Source organism: Vibrio lentus, from assembly GCF_030409755.1.
Classification (GTDB): Bacteria; Pseudomonadota; Gammaproteobacteria; order Enterobacterales; family Vibrionaceae; genus Vibrio; species Vibrio lentus.
Window position 1 is genome coordinate 1,813,957 of record NZ_JAUFQE010000001.1, and the last position, 19,534, is coordinate 1,833,490.

Annotated in this window: 17 protein-coding genes; 6 read left to right on the forward strand and 11 right to left on the reverse strand. The window is 44.1% G+C overall.

Annotated elements, in window-relative coordinates; all coding sequences use genetic code 11:
* Positions 1–501: 501 nt before the first annotated feature.
* Positions 502–2,034, reverse strand: a complete 1,533-nt coding sequence (locus tag QWZ07_RS07730) for a DUF3612 domain-containing protein (protein ID WP_017110788.1) — start codon at positions 2,032–2,034, stop codon at positions 502–504.
* Between the two features lie 170 nt (positions 2,035–2,204).
* Between QWZ07_RS07730 and QWZ07_RS07735 the strand changes: the two genes are divergently transcribed.
* Positions 2,205–2,807 carry an aldolase/citrate lyase/malate synthase family protein gene (locus QWZ07_RS07735; protein WP_102282063.1) on the forward strand — a complete coding sequence of 201 codons (603 nt, stop codon included), beginning with the start codon at positions 2,205–2,207 and terminating at the stop codon, positions 2,805–2,807.
* 255 nt (positions 2,808–3,062) lie between these two features.
* On the opposite strand, the gene QWZ07_RS07740 is transcribed toward QWZ07_RS07735, so the two are convergent.
* The 6 genes from QWZ07_RS07740 to QWZ07_RS07765 all read right to left on the reverse strand — a co-directional run bounded on the left by QWZ07_RS07740 (position 3,063) and on the right by QWZ07_RS07765 (position 10,038).
* Positions 3,063–4,079, reverse strand: coding sequence for a GGDEF domain-containing protein (locus tag QWZ07_RS07740; protein WP_192853004.1), 1,017 nt, complete (start codon positions 4,077–4,079; stop codon positions 3,063–3,065).
* Positions 4,080–4,591: 512 nt separating this feature from the next.
* On the reverse strand, positions 4,592–4,804 hold the full coding sequence (cspE, locus tag QWZ07_RS07745; protein ID WP_004730009.1) for a transcription antiterminator/RNA stability regulator CspE: 213 nt from the start codon (positions 4,802–4,804) through the stop codon (positions 4,592–4,594).
* A 361-nt stretch (positions 4,805–5,165) separates the two neighbouring features.
* Positions 5,166–6,443 (reverse strand): cytosine deaminase, encoded by a 1,278-nt coding sequence (locus QWZ07_RS07750; RefSeq protein WP_065112724.1) that lies wholly within the window; start codon positions 6,441–6,443, stop codon positions 5,166–5,168.
* A 9-nt stretch (positions 6,444–6,452) separates the two neighbouring features.
* Positions 6,453–7,691: a cytosine permease gene (gene codB, locus QWZ07_RS07755; RefSeq protein WP_076667865.1), complete on the reverse strand. Its 1,239-nt coding sequence runs from the start codon at positions 7,689–7,691 to the stop codon at positions 6,453–6,455.
* 737 nt (positions 7,692–8,428) lie between these two features.
* The gene (locus tag QWZ07_RS07760; RefSeq protein WP_192853005.1) at positions 8,429–9,652 is read right to left on the reverse strand and encodes an HlyD family secretion protein; all 1,224 of its coding nucleotides are present in this window, start codon (positions 9,650–9,652) and stop codon (positions 8,429–8,431) included.
* On the reverse strand, positions 9,646–10,038 hold the full coding sequence (locus QWZ07_RS07765; protein WP_065112725.1) for an MFS transporter: 393 nt from the start codon (positions 10,036–10,038) through the stop codon (positions 9,646–9,648). The genes QWZ07_RS07760 and QWZ07_RS07765 overlap by 7 nt, the downstream gene beginning before the upstream one ends.
* A 134-nt stretch (positions 10,039–10,172) precedes the next feature.
* Between QWZ07_RS07765 and QWZ07_RS07770 the strand changes: the two genes are divergently transcribed.
* A complete protein-coding gene (locus QWZ07_RS07770) occupies positions 10,173–11,180 on the forward strand; it encodes an AraC family transcriptional regulator (RefSeq protein WP_192853006.1) in 1,008 nt (335 codons plus the stop codon).
* Positions 11,181–11,226: 46 nt separating this feature from the next.
* Here the strand turns inward: QWZ07_RS07770 and QWZ07_RS07775 are convergent, their stop codons facing one another.
* Positions 11,227–12,153 carry an urea transporter gene (locus QWZ07_RS07775; RefSeq protein ID WP_192853007.1) on the reverse strand — a complete coding sequence of 309 codons (927 nt, stop codon included), beginning with the start codon at positions 12,151–12,153 and terminating at the stop codon, positions 11,227–11,229.
* 82 nt (positions 12,154–12,235) lie between these two features.
* Positions 12,236–12,895 (reverse strand): pyridoxamine 5'-phosphate oxidase family protein, encoded by a 660-nt coding sequence (locus QWZ07_RS07780; RefSeq protein WP_192853008.1) that lies wholly within the window; start codon positions 12,893–12,895, stop codon positions 12,236–12,238.
* Between the two features lie 90 nt (positions 12,896–12,985).
* Here QWZ07_RS07780 and pdxR point away from each other — a divergent pair, with 90 nt between their 5' ends.
* The gene (gene pdxR, locus QWZ07_RS07785) at positions 12,986–14,446 is read left to right on the forward strand and encodes a MocR-like pyridoxine biosynthesis transcription factor PdxR (RefSeq protein ID WP_192853009.1); all 1,461 of its coding nucleotides are present in this window, start codon (positions 12,986–12,988) and stop codon (positions 14,444–14,446) included.
* 46 nt (positions 14,447–14,492) lie between these two features.
* On the opposite strand, the gene yjeH is transcribed toward pdxR, so the two are convergent.
* On the reverse strand, positions 14,493–15,758 hold the full coding sequence (gene yjeH / locus QWZ07_RS07790; protein ID WP_192853010.1) for an L-methionine/branched-chain amino acid transporter: 1,266 nt from the start codon (positions 15,756–15,758) through the stop codon (positions 14,493–14,495).
* 243 nt (positions 15,759–16,001) lie between these two features.
* Here yjeH and QWZ07_RS07795 point away from each other — a divergent pair, with 243 nt between their 5' ends.
* The 3 genes from QWZ07_RS07795 to QWZ07_RS07805 all read left to right on the forward strand — a co-directional run bounded on the left by QWZ07_RS07795 (position 16,002) and on the right by QWZ07_RS07805 (position 18,219).
* A complete protein-coding gene (locus tag QWZ07_RS07795; RefSeq protein ID WP_102276918.1) occupies positions 16,002–16,463 on the forward strand; it encodes an Lrp/AsnC family transcriptional regulator in 462 nt (153 codons plus the stop codon).
* Positions 16,464–16,556: 93 nt separating this feature from the next.
* On the forward strand, positions 16,557–17,504 hold the full coding sequence (locus QWZ07_RS07800) for a LysR family transcriptional regulator (protein WP_192853011.1): 948 nt from the start codon (positions 16,557–16,559) through the stop codon (positions 17,502–17,504).
* Positions 17,505–17,604: 100 nt separating this feature from the next.
* Positions 17,605–18,219, forward strand: coding sequence for a LysE family translocator (locus tag QWZ07_RS07805; RefSeq protein ID WP_009845685.1), 615 nt, complete (start codon positions 17,605–17,607; stop codon positions 18,217–18,219).
* 109 nt (positions 18,220–18,328) lie between these two features.
* On the opposite strand, the gene QWZ07_RS07810 is transcribed toward QWZ07_RS07805, so the two are convergent.
* On the reverse strand, positions 18,329–19,492 hold the full coding sequence (locus QWZ07_RS07810) for an alpha/beta hydrolase (protein ID WP_192853012.1): 1,164 nt from the start codon (positions 19,490–19,492) through the stop codon (positions 18,329–18,331).
* Positions 19,493–19,534 lie beyond the last annotated feature (42 nt).

Here is a 19,534-nt window from a genome sequence, read left to right on the forward strand (position 1 = left end):
TGTCATATGGAAATTTTATGAGTTATTAGTTTGAAAATAGGTTGGGGGAATGGAAGGTGGCAGGCTCTGAGAGGATTAATCGAACGTTAATTATTATTTAATAACAACATAATCACTAGCGTTTTTGTTTTATTTTGCAATTTGCAATTCCACTTTGCAAAATAAACAGCAATTCGTGTCTAATACGTGTCCAGATGCGTAGTAAATACGTGGGTGAAAAGTTGGCACGTATACTGCATTGGTAATGGTGACCCTTCTTAAGCCGAGGGTCACCTAGCCAACTGACGTTGTTAGTGAACCCATATTGTTCACACAAAATATATGACCAATCACCTTTATTGTGATTGGTTTTTTTTTGCCTGAATTTTGAGTTCTATTGGTTATTTTTACTAAGCTCGTGAATCGAACATAGCAAACGAGTTCACTATGTTTTTATCTGAGAGCATGTTCTTATTTGAGACCATATTATTGCTTTGCTGCATTAGACTCGCTAAAAGGTCGCTAATCCCCACCACACTTTGAATAGCAGCTTGGTTGGCGTGGACATTCCCCTCCTCTGGAGCAGATAAGCCTCGCCTCTGTTTCGATCCCGCGTTCAATCCAATTTATATTTAGAATCTTGGCTACTGTCGTGAGATCTTTCTTGATGTTACGCGGTATCGCTACCGAGCCACCATTGCTGACACATGAAGCCTTAAGCTGCTCAGCGATATCTCTTGAATTACCACCTTGAGCATCAATCGCCGGGTTTAAGTCTATACCAGCACACAACACACGATTGTTACCCGCAGGATCCGTCATATTGATGGATTCACAGCAGTAGATTCTTGGCTCATCGCCCACATTCAAAATAGATATTTGAGCTGAGCTACCTGCTCTAGGTTCAGATAATCGACGGAAAACAGCCCAATGTTGACATGGGTCGGCGACCGTTCTCATATTCCCCCAAGGCAGTGGAATCCCGTTCCCGCGGTATACCGCCTTGAGTTTCCCCGGCCCATAAGCATCAAAGTAGTGCCAGTGAGGGTAGGGCGATACTACCGTCATTCGGCGCATCGCAACAGAGGGGGAAACCCCCGCTCTTTTATGAACGTCGATTTCATAACCAGTACGATCGAGCAGTTGTCTAAATGGAACTTTTGGACACAGCAATGCGCCAGCAAAGAAGCTAGATTCGAAGTCTCGCCATGCCTGAAGAATGTCTTGAGAGTTCAGCTGAGAAGAACCCGATATTTGGTTATCGTCCCATGTGTTGTTGTTACCGACCGACAACACACTCTTAAGCCCTTCCTTGCTGTGCAAAATGCAATGGCCGATATAAACCGACAAATCGTATTTCAGTCGAGTTGGGTACTCTTTGAGGATTTCGTTCAAGAAAATCGTACCGGGTGGTTCGAAGAACGAAGTCACTAATTGCTTAGCATTGATTCCAAGCTCATCCACCACGTCTTGAGGCGTGCGTGTTACCCAGCGAATTTGAATACCTAAGTTTCTAGCGATGTCGATAAGGTCTTCAACGCCAAGGTTGAGGCGTTTCAAGCCAACTTCTTCTGCTGCTCGTTCTAGATCAGGGAAGTGGTTTTGATTGCTTTCTTGGTGAGCTCGAATCAAGAGGTGGGCAAATTGACGACCAGAGATGCCGGTTTGCGACAACATCTCTGGTATCGCAATTTGCAGGATGTCGTTAGAGAAAAGAAAGCTCGGCTCGAGTGCCATGCCACTTATCCCGCCACGATTCCCTTTGTCAGGCGCAATGGCTTGTTGTTCTGATTCATCGTCAAGAAACCACGTGGGGTTCTTCTGAAAGACCTGCGCAATGACTTCCAGCATATCGATGCTTGGAACTCGCTTTCCACGTTCAATCATTGAAAGGTAAGAAACGGAAGGTGCGTACTCTGGGTTGATTCTAATACAACGCGCAGACAGATCTTCCATGGTTAAATGGTTACGCTTCCTAAGGTTACGGATCTTAGTACCTAGGAAATGTGACTGACGAACTAAACTTTTTGACAAGGCCATATTTGTAAAATTCACATTGTAAAATTTTTGTTGTGAAATTGTATGTAAAAAAGCGCTAATCTACAAACTAAGCAATTCACAAAATGACAAATAAGTTAAACGTTAGTTTGGAATAATTGCTCTAGGACACATTTTTGCTTTAAAAATCGGTGAATGTTCACCGGGTTAGTCAAGAGGGAAAGGCTATGAATATGCTTACATTCGATAAAACAGAAATCCAAAAACAAACAAAACCATTTATCGCTGAAGCTGTCTTTGCCGTGGAGACTATCAGTGCCAAACAGCAAACTGAGAAGCAACTCAAAGCGAAGCAACTGCTAGACCGATTGTTCCCACTAGAGAACGGCTCACATCAAGATGTAACGAGCTACGTAGTTGATTACCGCCATATCATGGCTTATTTCAAAGATGGCCAACACAGCGGTCTAAAGCATCCTAAGCAGTTTGTAGCTTTCATGGGTGAGAAGTGTGACCCAGACTCAATCTTGTTCCGAGATAGCAGTGGAAGCCATTTAGAAGTGATGTTTGGTTGTCACAAAGGGACAGGTTGCATTGAACTGGTCGATATCGATGATATTCAGCTCGAGTCGTGCACTACTTTTGGCCAGTCACCAATGGAAGCGGTACAAACGAATACTGAGCGTCAAGGAATCACGACAGCAATACGTCACTGGATCAGCCTAGTTCAAGGTGATGAGAAGGGTAAACCAAAAGCATGCAGCGAAGATAAAGAGTTCCGAGCTAAGAGCGGTGAAGATTATTGCCTTAATTACTGCTACGCACTTTAGTCTTTCGTACTCATGAAAGATGCTGAGTCATGAGTTAGCGATTTTGGTTGTCTTTAACATCAAACACTGACGACTGTGCATAAACGACAAAGCCCCAATGATTAACCTACTGGTTATTGATTGGGGCTTTTTGCTTTCGATGTTAATTACGAGTCTATTTTTGTGCCTAGAACCTAGAACCTAGAACCTAGAACCTAGAGCTCAGGGCTTAGTAAGTACGCCGTTTAACTGTAAATTTGTTTAGGTGATTGCAGACTACAGCGGCATCACTCTATTGCGGCCTAGAGATTTTGCTTCGTAAAGTAGCTTATCAGCACGCTCGATCAGGGATTCCGCGGATTCACCAGGTTCAAGCTCTGCAACGCCAAACGATGCGGTGATGCTACCGACCTGTTCTCCACTGCGGCGATCTTTGATCGACAGTTTTTCCAGAGATCGTCTATTAGTATCAGCAAGTTGACGTGCAATGCGTAATGATTTGTTCGGTACGATGAGAGCGAACTCTTCGCCACCGAATCGGTAAGCGGAAATCCCTTCGCGACACATTTGCTTTAGCTTACGCGCAATGCCCTTAAGAACCATATCGCCAAACAAGTGGCCATAGGTGTCGTTGAAGTTTTTAAAATGGTCAATATCGAGAAGAATGAGGCATAACGACTGCTTAGCTTCGCACAACGTCTCTAAATCACGATCCAGAGAGCGTCGGTTATAAAGCGTGGTCGTGCTATCAAATAGCGCGTCTTTCTGTACTTTGACAAGTTGTGTCTTGAGTTTGCTGATTTCTGACGTTGCAGAGTTCAGTTGAGAGCTTAAGAACTGAGTCGAGTGTCGAATGTTGCGAGATTCTGAAACCAGCTGACGAACCAACGACATCACTTCATCGATAGACAAACTTTCATTGTCGACGCGAGATAAGTCTTCGAAGCTCTTATCGATCATCTCAGAGAAAGCAGAAGTGTCGGTGAGAGTATCGTTCATTGAGTTAGAAACCTCAGAAACTAACAGTTCTAGGTTTGCTCGTAAGTCATTGATATTCGTTTCAGATTTGCTTGCAACGTAGTTGTTGTAGAGCTGTTCACCTACCGCAGGAGGGCAGATACCGTAGTGCTCTAACACACCATCCATATCTTTGGTGAGCTGCGGGATAGCGTTGTCGACATAGGTGTACCAAAGTGCGTAATTTGCAGGTGTTGTCGACACTCTATTCTTCATCATAAGAGGCACCGCTTTTTTCAAATTAGCGGTGGATTTCTGAAATTCATCTTTGTTCATTATTTTTACTACAGATACCAAACCAACTAAAGCCACTTGTCGCTAGGTTAGCGGATTTTGCATGTATTTGCTTTAAAAATTATATAATTAATGGATAAGGGTTGGATAAATCAATCATTTTTATTATGGAAATCGATTGCATATTTATATCGAACGTTAAATCGATTGTTCTTTGACCAAAGAGGAGAAGGTTAGATTTGGAGTTTCACTAAGTCGATTGATGAGGGTTTAGCATAAAGTTGGTAACTGCTAAGAAGAATCGCTATGTTTTTGATAGATTGATTGGCTGTCTTCTTGCTGCTTTGAGAATCAATAGAAGATGAGCTTTGATAGGTTAGTTGAGTCGAGAGAGTTTGGGGAAAGCGGGTAGCTGAAAAGTAGGTAATATGACGCAGTGGGGAGGAGATGATAACGGGGTAGAAGCTTTATTTCAGATAAGAAGTTTTGTTGCAGGCATAAAAAAGCACCGATAAAAATCAGCGCTTTAAAATTCTTTTTTAGCTAAAAGCTAATTATTGAGCAACAACGTTTGCTGCTTGTAGGCCTTTTTGACCGTTTTCAACTTCGAAAGAAACCTTTTGGCCTTCTTTCAGAGTTTTGAAACCTTCTGAAGCGATTGCACGGAAGTGTACGAATACGTCAGCACCGCCGTTGTCTTGAGAAATGAAACCGAAACCTTTCTCTTCGTTAAACCATTTTACAGTGCCAGTATTTGTGTTAGACATAATTTGTCCCTTATTCATAAATTTTCTAAATTGTTGATTGCATTACTGCAATGCGCTGATAATTGAATTATTTAATATTGCTAAGAAATAAGGAAAAACTACTTACAAAAACGGGTAACGATTTTACATGTCATTTTTTACTATTTATCTAACTTAAATAACTCCGGCTAACAGAGCGAGTGCATGTTAACACAGTCTTTCCGGTTGTACACTCATTGATTGAGAAATCAGCGAGTTTTTTTGTCATGTTGTGCTCGTTAACAAAACTACCCTTAATAGTTGATAGTTTTATAAAGTTACACGCTATGACAAAGTAAAAAGGAAGCCTGTAGCTTCCTTTTCTTCATCAGTATAGACGATATTAACGTTTGAAGTTGATATCTTCTGTCTGATCTAAGTTAATTTTTGTTTTCGCAGGTTGCGTTTCAGCGATGACCTTGCCGTGTCGTACCGAGTATTGAACTGGCACTTGGCGACGAACAGCATCAAAACCATTGTCCGCAGGTAAGATCAGTAGGCTACCAGGCTTACCTTCTTCAATACCGTAGTTGTCTTGAATGTTTAGAGTGCGAGCTGAGTTCTTGCTGATCAAATCAAGTGAGGTGTTGATTTGGTCGTAGCCCATTACTTGTGTTACGTGCAGTCCCATGTGCAGAACTTGCAGCATATTCGCTGTACCTAGTGGATACCATGGGTCAAACACATCATCATGGCCGAAACACACATTGATATTAGCCGCTAGCATCTCTTTAACACGAGTCACGCCACGGCGCTTCGGATAGTCATCGAAACGACCTTGTAAGTGAATATTTACTAACGGGTTCGCGACGAAGTTAATCCCCGACATTTTTAGCAAGCGGAATAGGCGAGATGCGTAAGCACCATTGTAAGAGCCCATTGCTGTCGTATGGCTTGCCGTTACTTTTTCACCCATGTCGAATTTATGAGCAAGAGCCGCCAGTGTTTCAACAAAGCGAGATTGCTCGTCATCGATTTCATCACAGTGAACGTCGATCAGGCAGTCGTATTTGCGTGCAAGCTCGAACGCATAGTGCAGAGATTCAATACCGTACTCACGAGTAAATTCGAAGTGAGGGATAGCACCAATAACGTCAGCACCGATCTTCACGGCTTCTTCAAGCAATTCTTTACCGTTAGGGTATGAAAGAATGCCTTCTTGAGGGAATGCAACGATCTGGATGTCGACCCACTCTTTCATCTCTTCACGAACTTCAACCATTGCTCGTAACGCAACTAACGTTGGATCAGATACATCAACGTGAGTACGCACGTGTTGAACACCGTTAGCAATCTGCCATTTCAGTGTTTGTTTCGCACGAGACTTTACGTCTTCAATTGATAACAATTCTTTACGTTCGGCCCAACGCTCAATACCTTCAAACAAAGTACCAGAGATGTTCCAGTTAGGTTCTCCAGCCGTTTGCGTAGTATCTAGGTGAATATGCGGTTCACAGAAAGGAGAAACTGCAATGCCACCTTCAGCATCAAGGATCTCACCTTGATGATTGATTGGCGCGTCATTATCGAGAATGCGAGAAAATTGACCATTTTCAATCAGGATTTGTTTCAAGCCATCTTGGTCTTGAAGCTTCGCGTTCTTGATTAATAAGGTTGTCATAGTGTGTCCTTAAGCGGCCTGAGATTTCAGAGCGTTTTTATTCAATAGAGGGTTAAGCACGAGGTAACTGATCGCACCACCAAACACGGCGTTCAAAGGAACTATGCCAGGAAGGAAGTGACCAGCGGCTACGCCTGTTGCTACCGCGATAATGCCAGCCCAGTTAACGGTTTGGAACTCTGCTTTTGCAAAATCTTTGTAACGTTTACGGTTCGCAAAGAAGTCGGCGATGATTACGCCACCAATCGGTGGAATTGCCAGCGAAAGGAAGGTTAACCAGCCGACGAAGTTGTTGTATAACCAAAGCGCGAAAATCGTACCTACGATGCCGTTAATGATAGACATTGTAGTACTTGAGCGACCGGTGATGTTGGATAAACCAAGACCTGATGCATAAAGTGCGTTTTCGTTGGTTGTCCAGATGTTCAAGCCTAGAACGATGATGGCAGGAAGAAGTAGTCCTTGCGCAATCATCACATCTGAAATGTCAGAGAGACCCGTCGCTGCTGCACCGGCTGCACCAAAGATAAACATCAGTGAGTTACCGATGAAGAACGCGACCATTGTAATTAATACTGCGCTCGCTGGCTTTTTACCAAAGCGAACGAAATCGGCAGTTAAAGTACCTGCACTCACGAATGAACCGACAACCATTGCTAGTGCCATTGAGAAGTCCATTGGTGTTTCCGGCTCGATGAGTTGTAGCTGTTCTAGCCCGCCAACACTGTCTACCGCGGTCAGTACTGAGTAACCACCCAGAATGGCAATCGCAGGAACGGCAACCGCTGAGAGTACCATTAGCGCTTTAATACCGAAGTATACCGTACCTGTCATCAACAAGCCTGATACAACAATCAAGGTGTTGGTATCAATGCCCGTGGCTTTCTGTACTGGAATCGCAAACATGGCAACGCCCACACCAAACCAACCGACTTGTGTACCACCAAGTAGAGCAGAAGGAAGCCATGAGCCTTTAGTACCGAAAGAGAAACGAGCGAGGAGGTGAGTAGAGAGGCCAGTAGATGAGCCGATGTAGCCAAGAAAAGAAGTGTAAATACCAAGAATTAGATTACCGATGAGAACGGCGAGGAAGAAATCGTTGAAAGAAAGACCTGTCCCGAGTGAACCACCTGTCCACATACTTGCAGAGAAGAAAGTGAGTCCAAGCATTACCATGGTGAGTGAAGCAACTCCTTTCCTAGCCGATGTTGGAACCGGCCCAAGACTGTAGTTATTATCCGCAGCCATCTTTTACCTCCGCAATTGATCAAAATTAAAAATAACGGTCGCCGTATTGCAGGCAAACGAGCGCATTATGGTGATATAAATAACATAGTCAATGCTAGTTTTGTCAATAAGTCAGATATTAAGGCAGCTTTGTTAAAAATAGAGATTTAAAACATGAGATTACTTTTTAAATTAATTTTTTAAAAATAATTAGAAAACGTTTTCTATGGCGTAGATGAAGAGTCAGGATTGAGCTTCGCTATGAATGCTAGCGATTATGGTCATGAATGGATGTCTGTATATTGGATGGGCGATGTTTCTTAAATTGCAGGCAAAAAAATGGCCAATCGCAATATTCGCAATTGGCCTATATATATCGTGAACAAGAAAGGTTCACTAACAACGTCAGTTGGCTAGGTGACCCTCGGCTTAAGAAGGGTCAATATATACATAGCAGATAGCGTGCCAACTTTTAAACCTACGAATTGGGCTGTTTTACAGCAATTTGGTGCGTATTTGAATGGTGTTTTTGCATTATGAAAATGCATTTTGCGAATTGTTGATGCTCTGCAACCAATTTTACATTTTATCAGTAAGGGGATTTGAGTATTTTCAAGTGTGGTAAGTAGGCGATAAAGACAAGAAGCCAACTGATACTCAAACCAAGACAGAGACTAAAGCCAACGCAAGCACTAAAAAAGCCCACATGACATCAGTCTATGTGGGCTTACTATTGGTTCTAATTTATTGAAGTCGTGTTATATCGAATAGAAGAAGTACAGTTGCGACTTCATTCTGATAATGATTCCACGGATAACATCTAAGAATGCCATAAAGCTGATTGGCTTTTCGCCACTCACCCATGCCAGTCCAACAGAGCCTACTGGGATATCATAGCCTTCTGTTTCTTCGATCTTCAGTCTCACGAAGTGGTGTTTGTTTTGAAGATTCCGTCCGGTTGTGACTCGAACCTGTTCATCAATACCAAGTAAACTGGCTTGTGCTTCACCTGTCGCTTCAACAATCCCTTCGACGGTTGCAGAGAAAACCTTTCCTGGATAAACCGGCGTTGCAAATTCAGCTGGTTGGCCCACTTTTACGTTACGAATCGCTTGGTGATTAACCCGCATTAGCACGTACTTCTCTTCTGTATACATCTGGATACGAGGCATCATTGAGACTCGCTGCCCTTCACGAAGAATAAAGTTAGTCACAAAGCCATCTGTTGGTGCGGTGACTTTGGTGCTGTTAAGGTCCCATTGCGCTTGGGCTAAGGTTGCCTTTGCAGAGTCGACTTCAGTTTGCTTTTTACTGACGTTCGTTTCTGCTTTGTGGATGTTTAACTTCGCGTTCTCGGCGTCGACTTCTTTTTTACTCAGTTGAGATTCCAAAGTGGTGACGTTATGTGTTGCTAATTCTACCTTGGCCGTTTGCTGGTCTATGTCGGTCTCAGTAATCGTATGTTCAACAACATTGTTTTGTCGCTGGTAACGAGAGAGTGTCTTCGATTGAAGGACTAAGTCTGTTTTTGCTGATTCAATTTGTGCGATAGACGCTTTGATGTCTTCAAGCGCAGACTGATGGCTGACCTTTGCGATACTGACTTCTTGTCGAGCGGTATCTAAAGCTACGTGAGCAGATTCAAGTTGAACGCTCGCTTTGTCTCTCGCGATGACATATTTGGTGTCATCAATCTCGTAGATCAACTCACCTTTCGTCACGTCTTGGTTTGGACTGATGTGAACCTTGGTGGTTTTGCCGCTGACCGATGTTGAGTCTGGACGCAACTGAATATGTGGAGACTGTACAACCGACCCGCCAGAAAGATCCATGGGGGTAAAGTTGACTAATCCAACCCAGACGAACAGTAACCAAGACGTGCCACCTAAGTAAGCAAACGCCTTAGTACCTTTGTTCCACGGCATGCCCACTAAGCGCAGCAAATAAATAAAGAGTGCCCATACAGCCAAACCTTCTAACATGCTGGGTTCTCCTTATTATCAACCGATTGGGTGCTGTTTACGTTGCCGACAGCACTAGTATTGTTATTACTCGTACTCTCTGTGCTGCTGTTGCTTGGCGCACGCCATGTATCTCTAAGGTTGATAATGGCTTTTTCCATATCAACAAACGACACGATTACTGCGAGTACCCATACCCAGTGCCATATGAAGCCAATCCACGTTAAAGCGGTGATTAAACCGAGCTGGTGGTGCTCTTTACTGTGAGCTTTATTGATTGGTAATTCATGAATACGCCAAAAGCCGTAACAGGCTGCTGCGATTGTTGCGACCAACACAACGCCTGCTACAACGTGTAATGCGGTATCTGCGCCTGTTCCAACGAATGGGACACTTAGTAAACTCATTGATCAACCCTAAGTAAAATTTGAACGCCGAGTGTGATGGAATGCAAATTCACAGGTTGTAATTTTACAGATTACGTTAATAATCGATATTAAATGACGTGATTAGTGTTTGCTATGTAAGGAAAGACGCTCATATGAATAATTCTAACTTCCTGAGAGCATTAGGTATTTGGGGAATATACCAGTACGCAGTTGCTTACGATGGTGTTGATGCCGAACAATTGGGTATTCCAAGTTCGGTATTTAAGAACCCGATGAACCTCATTCCTGTACGTGAAGTAGACCGTTGGTTTGTGGGCCTTGAGCAACAAACCAACGATCCTGACATCATATTAAAGCTTGCTGACCGTGTAGAAATTGAAAAGCTTGGTCCACTATCGAATTGGATTTTCTCTGGTCACGATTTGGCCTCGACGATCCGTCGAGTGAACACCGGGCTACACTGCTTACAGTCTGGGGCTTACCTGTATGGGGCTCAAGTGGGGAACCTTATCAAGTGGTGTTATCACAACCCATCTTACTCCGAGGCGGGGAAGGTTCATGATTCGATTCGAGTCGCTATCTTTATGATGAAGATATTGCGTTGTTACCTAGGGGAGGACTTTAAGCCAGCAGCTGTGACAATTGCGGGGCATCGAGAGAATGTTGCGCTTTATCAGGAGTACTTTGGTTGCAATATCCAGTGGGACAAACCGAGAACCGAGGTGTGGCTACCAAGTAAATTAAGGCTCTCTACCAACCAATCTCCGTCCGTCAGTAAAATGAGCCTGGCCATGAATTTTCATGACTTGGACAACTATCTAAATATGCCTGATGCCGCCGATGACCATAAAGTCACCTATGAAATGATCAATTACAGCCGTCACTTTGGCTTGCCCACCTTAAGTAAGGTATCCAGTTTATTGGGGTTGTCTGAGCAGCAGTTTCAGCGTCGGTTACACGATCTCGGCGTTAACTTTTCAACCATCACTGGTTACGTGCTCAGCAATATCGCGGTTGAGTTGTTGAGATATTCATTACCTATTGAAGAGGTGGCAAAACGTTTGGGTTATACCAACGTGGCGAGCTTTAATCGTATGTTCAAAAAGCATCGAGGTTTGACGCCTAAGCAATATACAGAGCGCTTTCAGTTGGATAGTTAGCTTCGTTATCAGTAATAAGCATCGTTAACCATAACCTTAACCATGATTATTTAGCTGGAGTAGAGTTTGTACTGTTCGAACCTTTCTTTCTAAGCAGGCTGGCAAAATAAACCATGCCCCACGTGCTTAAAATGAATGGTGCGGTAAGGGGAACGAGCTGTAATTTGTGAAAGCCCAAAGTGACCAAGCAGTTTAGAAGCATGGATAGAATAATCAGTGGCCAAGGGATGCGTTGATATAGGACAAGCGCTAAGGTCGCAAGCACAGCATTGTAACCATACAGGCCTTGTTTGATCAGTTCGTCAGAGACACCGATTAACTGGCTGAAAAAGGTGCCGACGGTCACCGCAAGTATTACCCATAGCGCATGCTTAATATTGTTGAACGCAATCGCAACCAAGATAACTAACCCCGATAACTCATTGTTGATGAAGCTGACTTGGCTGATGCCTTTTAACAACGTTATGGCCATGCTTGGTAGGTTCAACCAATCGTTGAATGTTAAAAACGCTGTCGATTGTAGCGTAGTGTTTGAGGGTGTGAAAAAAGGGAGGTTCAAGCCTGATTGAAGCATGTAGATAGACCAAGAGGTGGCAATGAAGGCACTTGTGTAACCGCGATACTTCTTAAAGCTAAACACGATCTTGGCGATGGGTACGGTAATGAGCGAGCCGAGGGCTACCACTAAAATCAGCCACCCATTTACTTCAAAAAAATTCCCGATGAACAAAGCAATCAGTGCGCCATTTAGCGCATACATGCCATTCTCAATATCATGAGACGGTTTATTGGTCAGTAAGGCAAATCCGTAGCTGCAACTCGCACCGAATAAGGTAAGAAAAGCCAGTGACAGTGACTCAATTGAAATGGCGAGCAATAGCAGAAAGGACGTCATGACAGATGACGTGAAATAGACTTGCCCAATACCATTGAGCAAGCCTTGAAGTGGGAGAGTTTCCTTATTTTTCTGCATTGTCTGATTAACTATTTAGTTATGTTAAAAATTTGATAAATCAGATTGTATACAATTATCCTTTGCTGACCACCTTGTCGTGCTAATTCTGGTACCAACGTTCGCCATAGGCTGCTTGATAATCAGGCTTTTCAATGATTCCTTCCTGCTCTGGTACTGTTTCTAGTGGCCCAACAACGGTTCGGTAAGGCAATACGCCAGCCCAAACGGGAACGGCCATATCAGCCTTATCATCATTCACACCATGCTTACCAATCTTCACGGAGGCTTCCGTTAAAGGTATCGCCAATAGCTCGGTTGCGGTGAGTTCTTTTTCGTTACTTAGCCTGACTTCATCGGTTCTTCCCGGCGCGATTTGCTCAATAAAGATATTCAACAAGCGATCCTTTTCTTGGTTGTCATCGATGACTGAAAATGACCCCAACACCACAGCTGAACGATAATGCGCACTGTGATGAAATGCCGAACGAGCTAACACCCAACCATCGAACAAAGTGAACGTTAAACAGGTTGGCTCTCCTTTTTTTAAGCCTTTCAACAAGCGGCTGTTTTTAGCGCCATGAATGTAGACCGTATCATCCACTCGCCACGCGAGCATTGGAATAACCATGGGTCCATGTTCGCCTTGTAATGCAATGTGTGCGATTAAGCTCTCATCTATGATTTGATGAAGTTTCTCTTGTTCAAATACGGCTTTGTGAGCCCCTTTTTTAATCGTGGTTCTTTTCGTGTTAGATAACATAATCGCTCCTTAATCATTGCCTTTTGATTAATGTAGCGATTAACTGATCTATTAAATAGAGCCACTTTTAAACACTGTTTGGATCCAGTTATGCAGCCTATTGATGTCGGTGACCTACAGCTAGACGAGCAACATGACACACGTCAAACCGCCTTGTTTCATGCGATCAGAGAAAAGATCGTTCAAGATTTATGGAGTAAGGGCAGTAAGTTACCTTCGACACGTAAGTTGGCTGTAGAACTGTCGGTAAGTCGAAATACGGTGATCTATGCGTACGAACAACTGGTTACTGAAGGCTATATTGAGAGTAAGCAAGGCTCAGGTTTTTATGTCTCGGTTGAACAACCAGAGCATTTCTTGAGTTTATCTCAATCGAGCAGTATTCAGAGTTCACATGATGTGAGTAAAGAGGTTGATAAGCCAAGTAGCGTGCGAGTGACACCTAACGACATTAACCGCAGTTTTGCCCCCGGAGTTCCTGACTTAGATGCGTTCCCTTTTGCGAAATGGCAGAGGTTGCTGCAACGTCACTCTACACGTCAGAACATTGCGGGCAATCAAGAGGTTCAAGGAAGCTCAGCCTTGAGGGAAGCGTTGAGTGGGTATCTGGCAAGCAGTCGTTCAGTTCATTGCAGTACGGATAGAATCATCATCACCGCAGGTGCGCAGCAAGCCATCTCAATTGGTTTGATGGCAACGTTAGCGATGGGGGACAAAATCCTTGTGGAAGAGCCCGGCTATCGACAAGTGCATAAAATCATCGATCTGTTGAGGCTAGAGCTAGACGGTGTGAGCGTGCGTGAAAAGGTTGGAATAGATATTGAAAAAGTGTTGTCCAGTAATGCTAAGGCTCTGTATGTCACGCCGAGTAACCAATACCCAATGGGGACGACACTCAATACTGAGCAACGACTTAAACTGATCGATTGGGCCAATCAACATCAGTCATGGATCATTGAGGATGATTACGACAGTGAGTTTCAGTTTGCTCATCGCCCTTATACCAGCATGCAAGGGTTAGCGGGTAAGTTAGGGTTCGATGATCGTATCATCTATGTCGGATCCCTGAGTAAGGTGATGTTCAATGGCTTGCGACTAGGTTATTTGGTGGTGCCAGAAAGTCTGGTGGCGAAGTGTCTTGAGATTAAAGATGCGCTCACTGGAGACACGGCGTCACATACACAAGAAGCGCTGGCAGACTTTGTACGTGAAGGCGATTTATTGCGCCATATTAGAAAGATGCGTCGTTCATACAAACTCAAGCATGAAGCGATGATAGAAGCGATTAAAAGTGAGTTTCATAGCGATCTTGAAGTGATCAGTCAGGCTGCAGGGCTACATGTGACCGTGAAGTGGTATCAAGGGATATCTGAACATGAGTGGAGCCGTAGAGCAGAGTTTGAAAATATCATCATTCGTCCTTTTGACTTTTATGAATATGGATCAAGTGATGCTCGTGATTGGAGTGGTGCAGTGCTGGGGTTTGGTAATATCCGACTGGCTGACATAAAGCCGAAGATCAAACAGATCGCTCGGCTTTTTTATCAGTAATATTGGTAGGGCTTGTTTACAATTTTCTGATTCATCACTAATCGAGTTACAACTTGTCGATAGAGACGGTGGGTTTACCCAACCATTTGCGCCAAGGGAGTGACAATGTCACAAAAACAGTCACTGCATAGAGCATCGACCAACTTAGGCAGATAAACACCAAGGTACAGATGACCAGTGAAATCATGGCTGTGTATCTCGATGCGCCAGTCAGTAATCGGCAGGCCGCTAACATCGCAAGCAGATAAACTAGAACAAAAATACCATTGGCGAGTTTAAGAAAGAATTCGAGATCTAAATTAGACAGCTCGCCGATGACACACGAAATAAGCGCAATAAAGCCGATTGCTAAGGTTGGATAAAGTGGTACGCCACGGCTGTTGAGCTGCGCCATTTTACTGGTCGGAGTGTGTTGGCGAGCTTGAGCCCAAATCATGCGAGACAAGCTTTGGGTGTAAAGGTTTAGGCTAGCAAAACAAGCAAAGAAGCCAAGTACACTGATGACGGTTTTAAAGCCATTGCCAAACAGTTGCTCTGTCACCCACGGGATAGAGGCAGCATCAAATTCTGGTGAACCATAAGCGCCTAGCTTGATAATAACCACTGAACAAGCCCAGTACACCAAGCCTGCGACGAAACACCCGGCAATGATGGCGATGGGGAAGTCACGCTGTGGATTCTTAAATTCCTCTCCCATGTGAGCAAAGGCTTCGATTCCTACAAAGCACCAAAACATAACCGCCAATGCAGAACCAATAGACCACATTGAATCGGATGTCATAGTCGGAACTGCGATGTCAGCAGCAGTGATGTCGGCTTTCCAGACAAACGCGCTGACTAAAGCAAAAATCGATAAGGCAATTACGGTTTGCAAGCGGCCTGAAGATTTACTGCCCATCAAATTGACGGCAATAAGCAGAGCGACGGTAAAGGATTGAGCACCTAATGGTGTGTCGAGTGGTGCTGGTAACAGTTGTTGAGCAAAGCCACCTGCCAATGCAATCGCCGCCGGAATACCGACAGGAATAACACTCACAAACAACCAAGCCACACTGGTCTCTAAACGCTCGTTAAACGCTTGGCGCACAAAATAGGCCGTGCCCCCTGCATTGGGGTAGCGTTTCCCTAATGCTGCGAAGGTTAGTGCAATCGGGCAAATGGCGATAAACAGGATTAACCATGCTAGTAGTGATAGCTGCCCTGCAATGCCTGCCGCGATAGCTGGGATCATAAATAATCCTGTGCCAAGCAAGGTCGTAGAGAGTTGTCCAATTCCTGAAATAAGCGTGATTTCTTGTTTGAGTTGCGTCATTCGCTGTCCTTGCTATTGGCTTTGATATCGGTTTTATGATGCAGTCTTGTGAGGCTGAGATTGAAAGCATACATTGTCGACATCAATAATACAGCTAGCGAAACGTCTTAAGACACCGTCAATTTAACGGTATTAATTTGATTAAGCGTGAAAGTGTCGGCTGTCATAATGGCTGTTATAAGTAAGAAAGTTGTGTCAAATTAGGCGTTATAAATAGAACAATAAATGGAAAGAATCAGAAGCATGGATAAATTTGATCGCCAAATTTTAGATATTCTAAAAACTAACGCTCGATGTTCAGTGAGCGATATCGCCAGAGATGTCAGCCTGTCTCGCTCTGCGGTGAACGCCAGAATCAAGAAGCTGGAAAACGATAAGATCATTACAGGATATTGTGCACAGGTAACCGAGCCTGATTTACCGAAGAACGTTGGCGCTTATATCTCTTTGAAGTTTGACATGTCGAGCAGTAACCATAATTGTGAGTCTTACGCTAAAAATATCTACGCCATTGATGGTGTGCAGTGGTGTCACTCTATCAGCGGTGAGACCGACATGATGCTTTATGTTGAAGTTGAAAGCATGGAGCGTTTGAACCAAATTCGCGACCAGCTGCAAGGCTATCCTGAACTTCGACATCTTATGACTCATACTGTCTTAACGGAATTTTTCAACAAGCAAACTTCGTCTTTTAATATGTCTTGAGTTAATGCCGCTTACCTTCACCGTGTCGTCATTTGTCCGTACTTACTCAACTTATTCTTACTCACTCTATTCTTATTCACTCTAAGGTTGCTGATGTTAGGTAATATCAATTTAAATTTACTGCGGTCGCTGCATGTACTTCTTGAAGAGTGCCATGTCAGTCGAGCCGCTCAGCGTCTGCACATCACGCAGTCGGCGGTGAGCCGTCAACTGGCTCAGCTTAGAGATCTATGTGGTGATCCCCTTCTGGTTCGTGATGGGAACAAACTGGTTCCAACCAACCGTGCTTTGTTGCTTAAAAGCAAGCTCGATGACTTGCTGGGCGAGTTTGACCACCTCTTAGATGATAAGCCATTTGATCCACAAGATTGGCAAGGTGAATTGGTGTTGGCTTCGAGTGATTATGTTGCTCAGTATATCTTGCCCATTATTGTGTCCGAGGTGTCGAAGGACGCGCCTCATATCAACTTGGCTTATCGTTTGTGGCAGCCTAACTTCCTTGAAACGCTCAATGAATCAGGTATTCACTTGGCGTCGAGTATGTTCCCCAAAAAGCCGGATCATGTCTCAAGTATCAAGCTCGGAGAGGATAAGTCCGTGTGTTTGATGAGAGCCTCTCATCCGTTGGCTAAGCAATCAGCCATAAGCTCGGAAGACATCGTGAGTTACTCACATATCAAAGTCACGGGTGGGGGAGACAAAGACAGCTATTCGGATATTGCGTTAAAGAAACAGGGACATAAACGCAGAATCGCGTTGCAGGTACCGTTCTTTTCATCGGCGGGAAACGTGTTAATGCAAGACGACTACTTGATGATTGTGCCGGAGCATATTGCTTATAACTTGGGTCGACATCTCGATGTCGCTTACTTTTCGCTGCCGTTTGAGACAGAAATGCATACCTATTGGCTGATGTGGCATCCTAAGTATGACAACGACTCTGCCCATAAATGGGCTCGAGAGAAAGCGTTTAAAGCCATCCAAAAGTCGAGTTACAATATCAGTATGATTTCAAATCATACCAGTGATGATAATCTTTGATTTCAAATAATACCTACTGCGGATTATTGTAAGCGCTAAGTATTGAGTATTAATTGTAGAGTGTTCAGCTAGAGCGCTTTGTTTTACTAGGAATGGAATGATGACAGTAACAATTTGGTTTTCTTTATTAGCTATCTGCTTGTTGGGTGCAATGTCTCCGGGCCCAAGCTTGGCGATGATCGCTAAGCACAGTTTGGCTGGTGGTCGTATGAACGGACTTATCGCAGCTTGGTCACACGCTGCGGGCATAGGTATTTACGCGTTCGCAACCATTGTCGGCTTAGCCGTTGTGCTTGAGCAATCACCAATGTTGTTCAAAGGGATCAGTTTAGCGGGTGCAGCGTATCTGCTCTATCTCGGTGTAAACGCGTTGCGTTCGAAAGGTGGTGTTGCCGCGAAATTGGAAGCGGGTGAACAGATGAGCTACATGCAGTCTGCTCGCGAAGCTTTCTTGATCTCAATCTTGAGCCCTAAGATCGCGCTGTTTTTTATCGCTCTATTTAGCCAATTTGTGGCGTTAGGTAATGAACTGAGCAATCAAGTGATTATTGTCTCAACGCCACTGATTGTTGATGGCCTTTGGTATACCTTTATTACTTTGGTGCTCTCTAGCCCGTTGATCGTAGAGCGCATTCGAGCAAAAGCGCAGTTGATCGATCGATTGTCAGGCGTGGTGTTGATTCTGCTTGCTGTGCGTGTGGTGTGGACGATATAGCGATAGTTCATATACTGGCCAGAAACGATATCCATTAAAAAGGCTCACTAGACGTTATCTAGTGAGCCTTTTTGACTTCTATGAATTGGCTTCGACAGACTTGAGCTTGTTAGCCTTCTGAATTCAGAACCGCATCGAGCTTTTCCATGGAATCTGAAAAGTACGGGTTGTAGGTCAAACGCGCATGGTTTTTACCTTCTTCACGATATCCCCACGCTGAGTACCACACTTCACTTGTTGCGTTGCACTGTGCTTCTAAACCTTCCTCTTGACCGTTAGAGCAGATCTTTTCGCTACCATTGATCCCGTAGTACGGATTGCTTGGTGAGAACAGTAAGCCCATATGAGAACCGTTCGAAATACGTTGCTCTGGGATCTTCATGCTGTATTGAACAGCGCGAGGATCGTCGAGTGTGGTTTCCCCTTGCCAAACTAAGACATTGTTTGGGTTTGGCATAGACTCCGTAAATGCTTGTTGAACAAAGCTGGTGTCAATCACACTGTCGCCTTCACTCATCATGATAAATACGGGCTTATCGAAGTGTTTATCTTGTAAGTCTTCGCGAACCACTTCTGATGTCTCGTAGTAAACCGAGGCACCATTCATTGGCAACGAGTTGTAACGCAATACATTGTCTTCAGGATCTTGATCCGCCCAAGTGACAAAGTAGCTTGCTAGCCCTGCATATTGAACCGCAGACGAACTCGGTTGGAACGCAGGAGAAAATAACAGTAACCCAGAGATCTTAGGATCGTTCATCGCCTGTGAAGTTACGAGGTTCGCGCCTGTTGAATAACCGCCAAGCCAAACAGAATCATACTCTTGCTCAAGTAACTTCGTGTGATGAGCCACCACGCCCTGCCAATCTTCTAAGTTTGGCTGCATTAAGTCACCAACACGACTGCCGTGGCCCGGTAGCAATACCGTTCTCACTAGGTAGCCTTGTTCTGCTAAGTGCGTTGCGATGTCTTTAAACGAGTAGGGTGAATCACCTAACCCATGAACCAATAAAACCGCCTTACCGTTAGGTTTCGCAGGTTGATATTCGGTAGGTGAATTGAGTTGAATCTCTAGCTGCTTGTCTTTGGTCATGAACACACGATTTTTCAGTAACCAATCTTGAGTATCGTTCACGTAGGCTTCAAAGCTGTCTTGCTGATATTCAGGCAAGTTAGGAGATGTTTCGTAAGCGGGGGCGATGGTCTCGTTGGAGCAACCAACGAGACTTAAAGTCGTTAAGGCTAGCAGTGCTAGGAGGGGTTTTCTTTGCATTATGTAATGTTGTCTCTGTTGTGCTTTCACTATGTCTGAAGC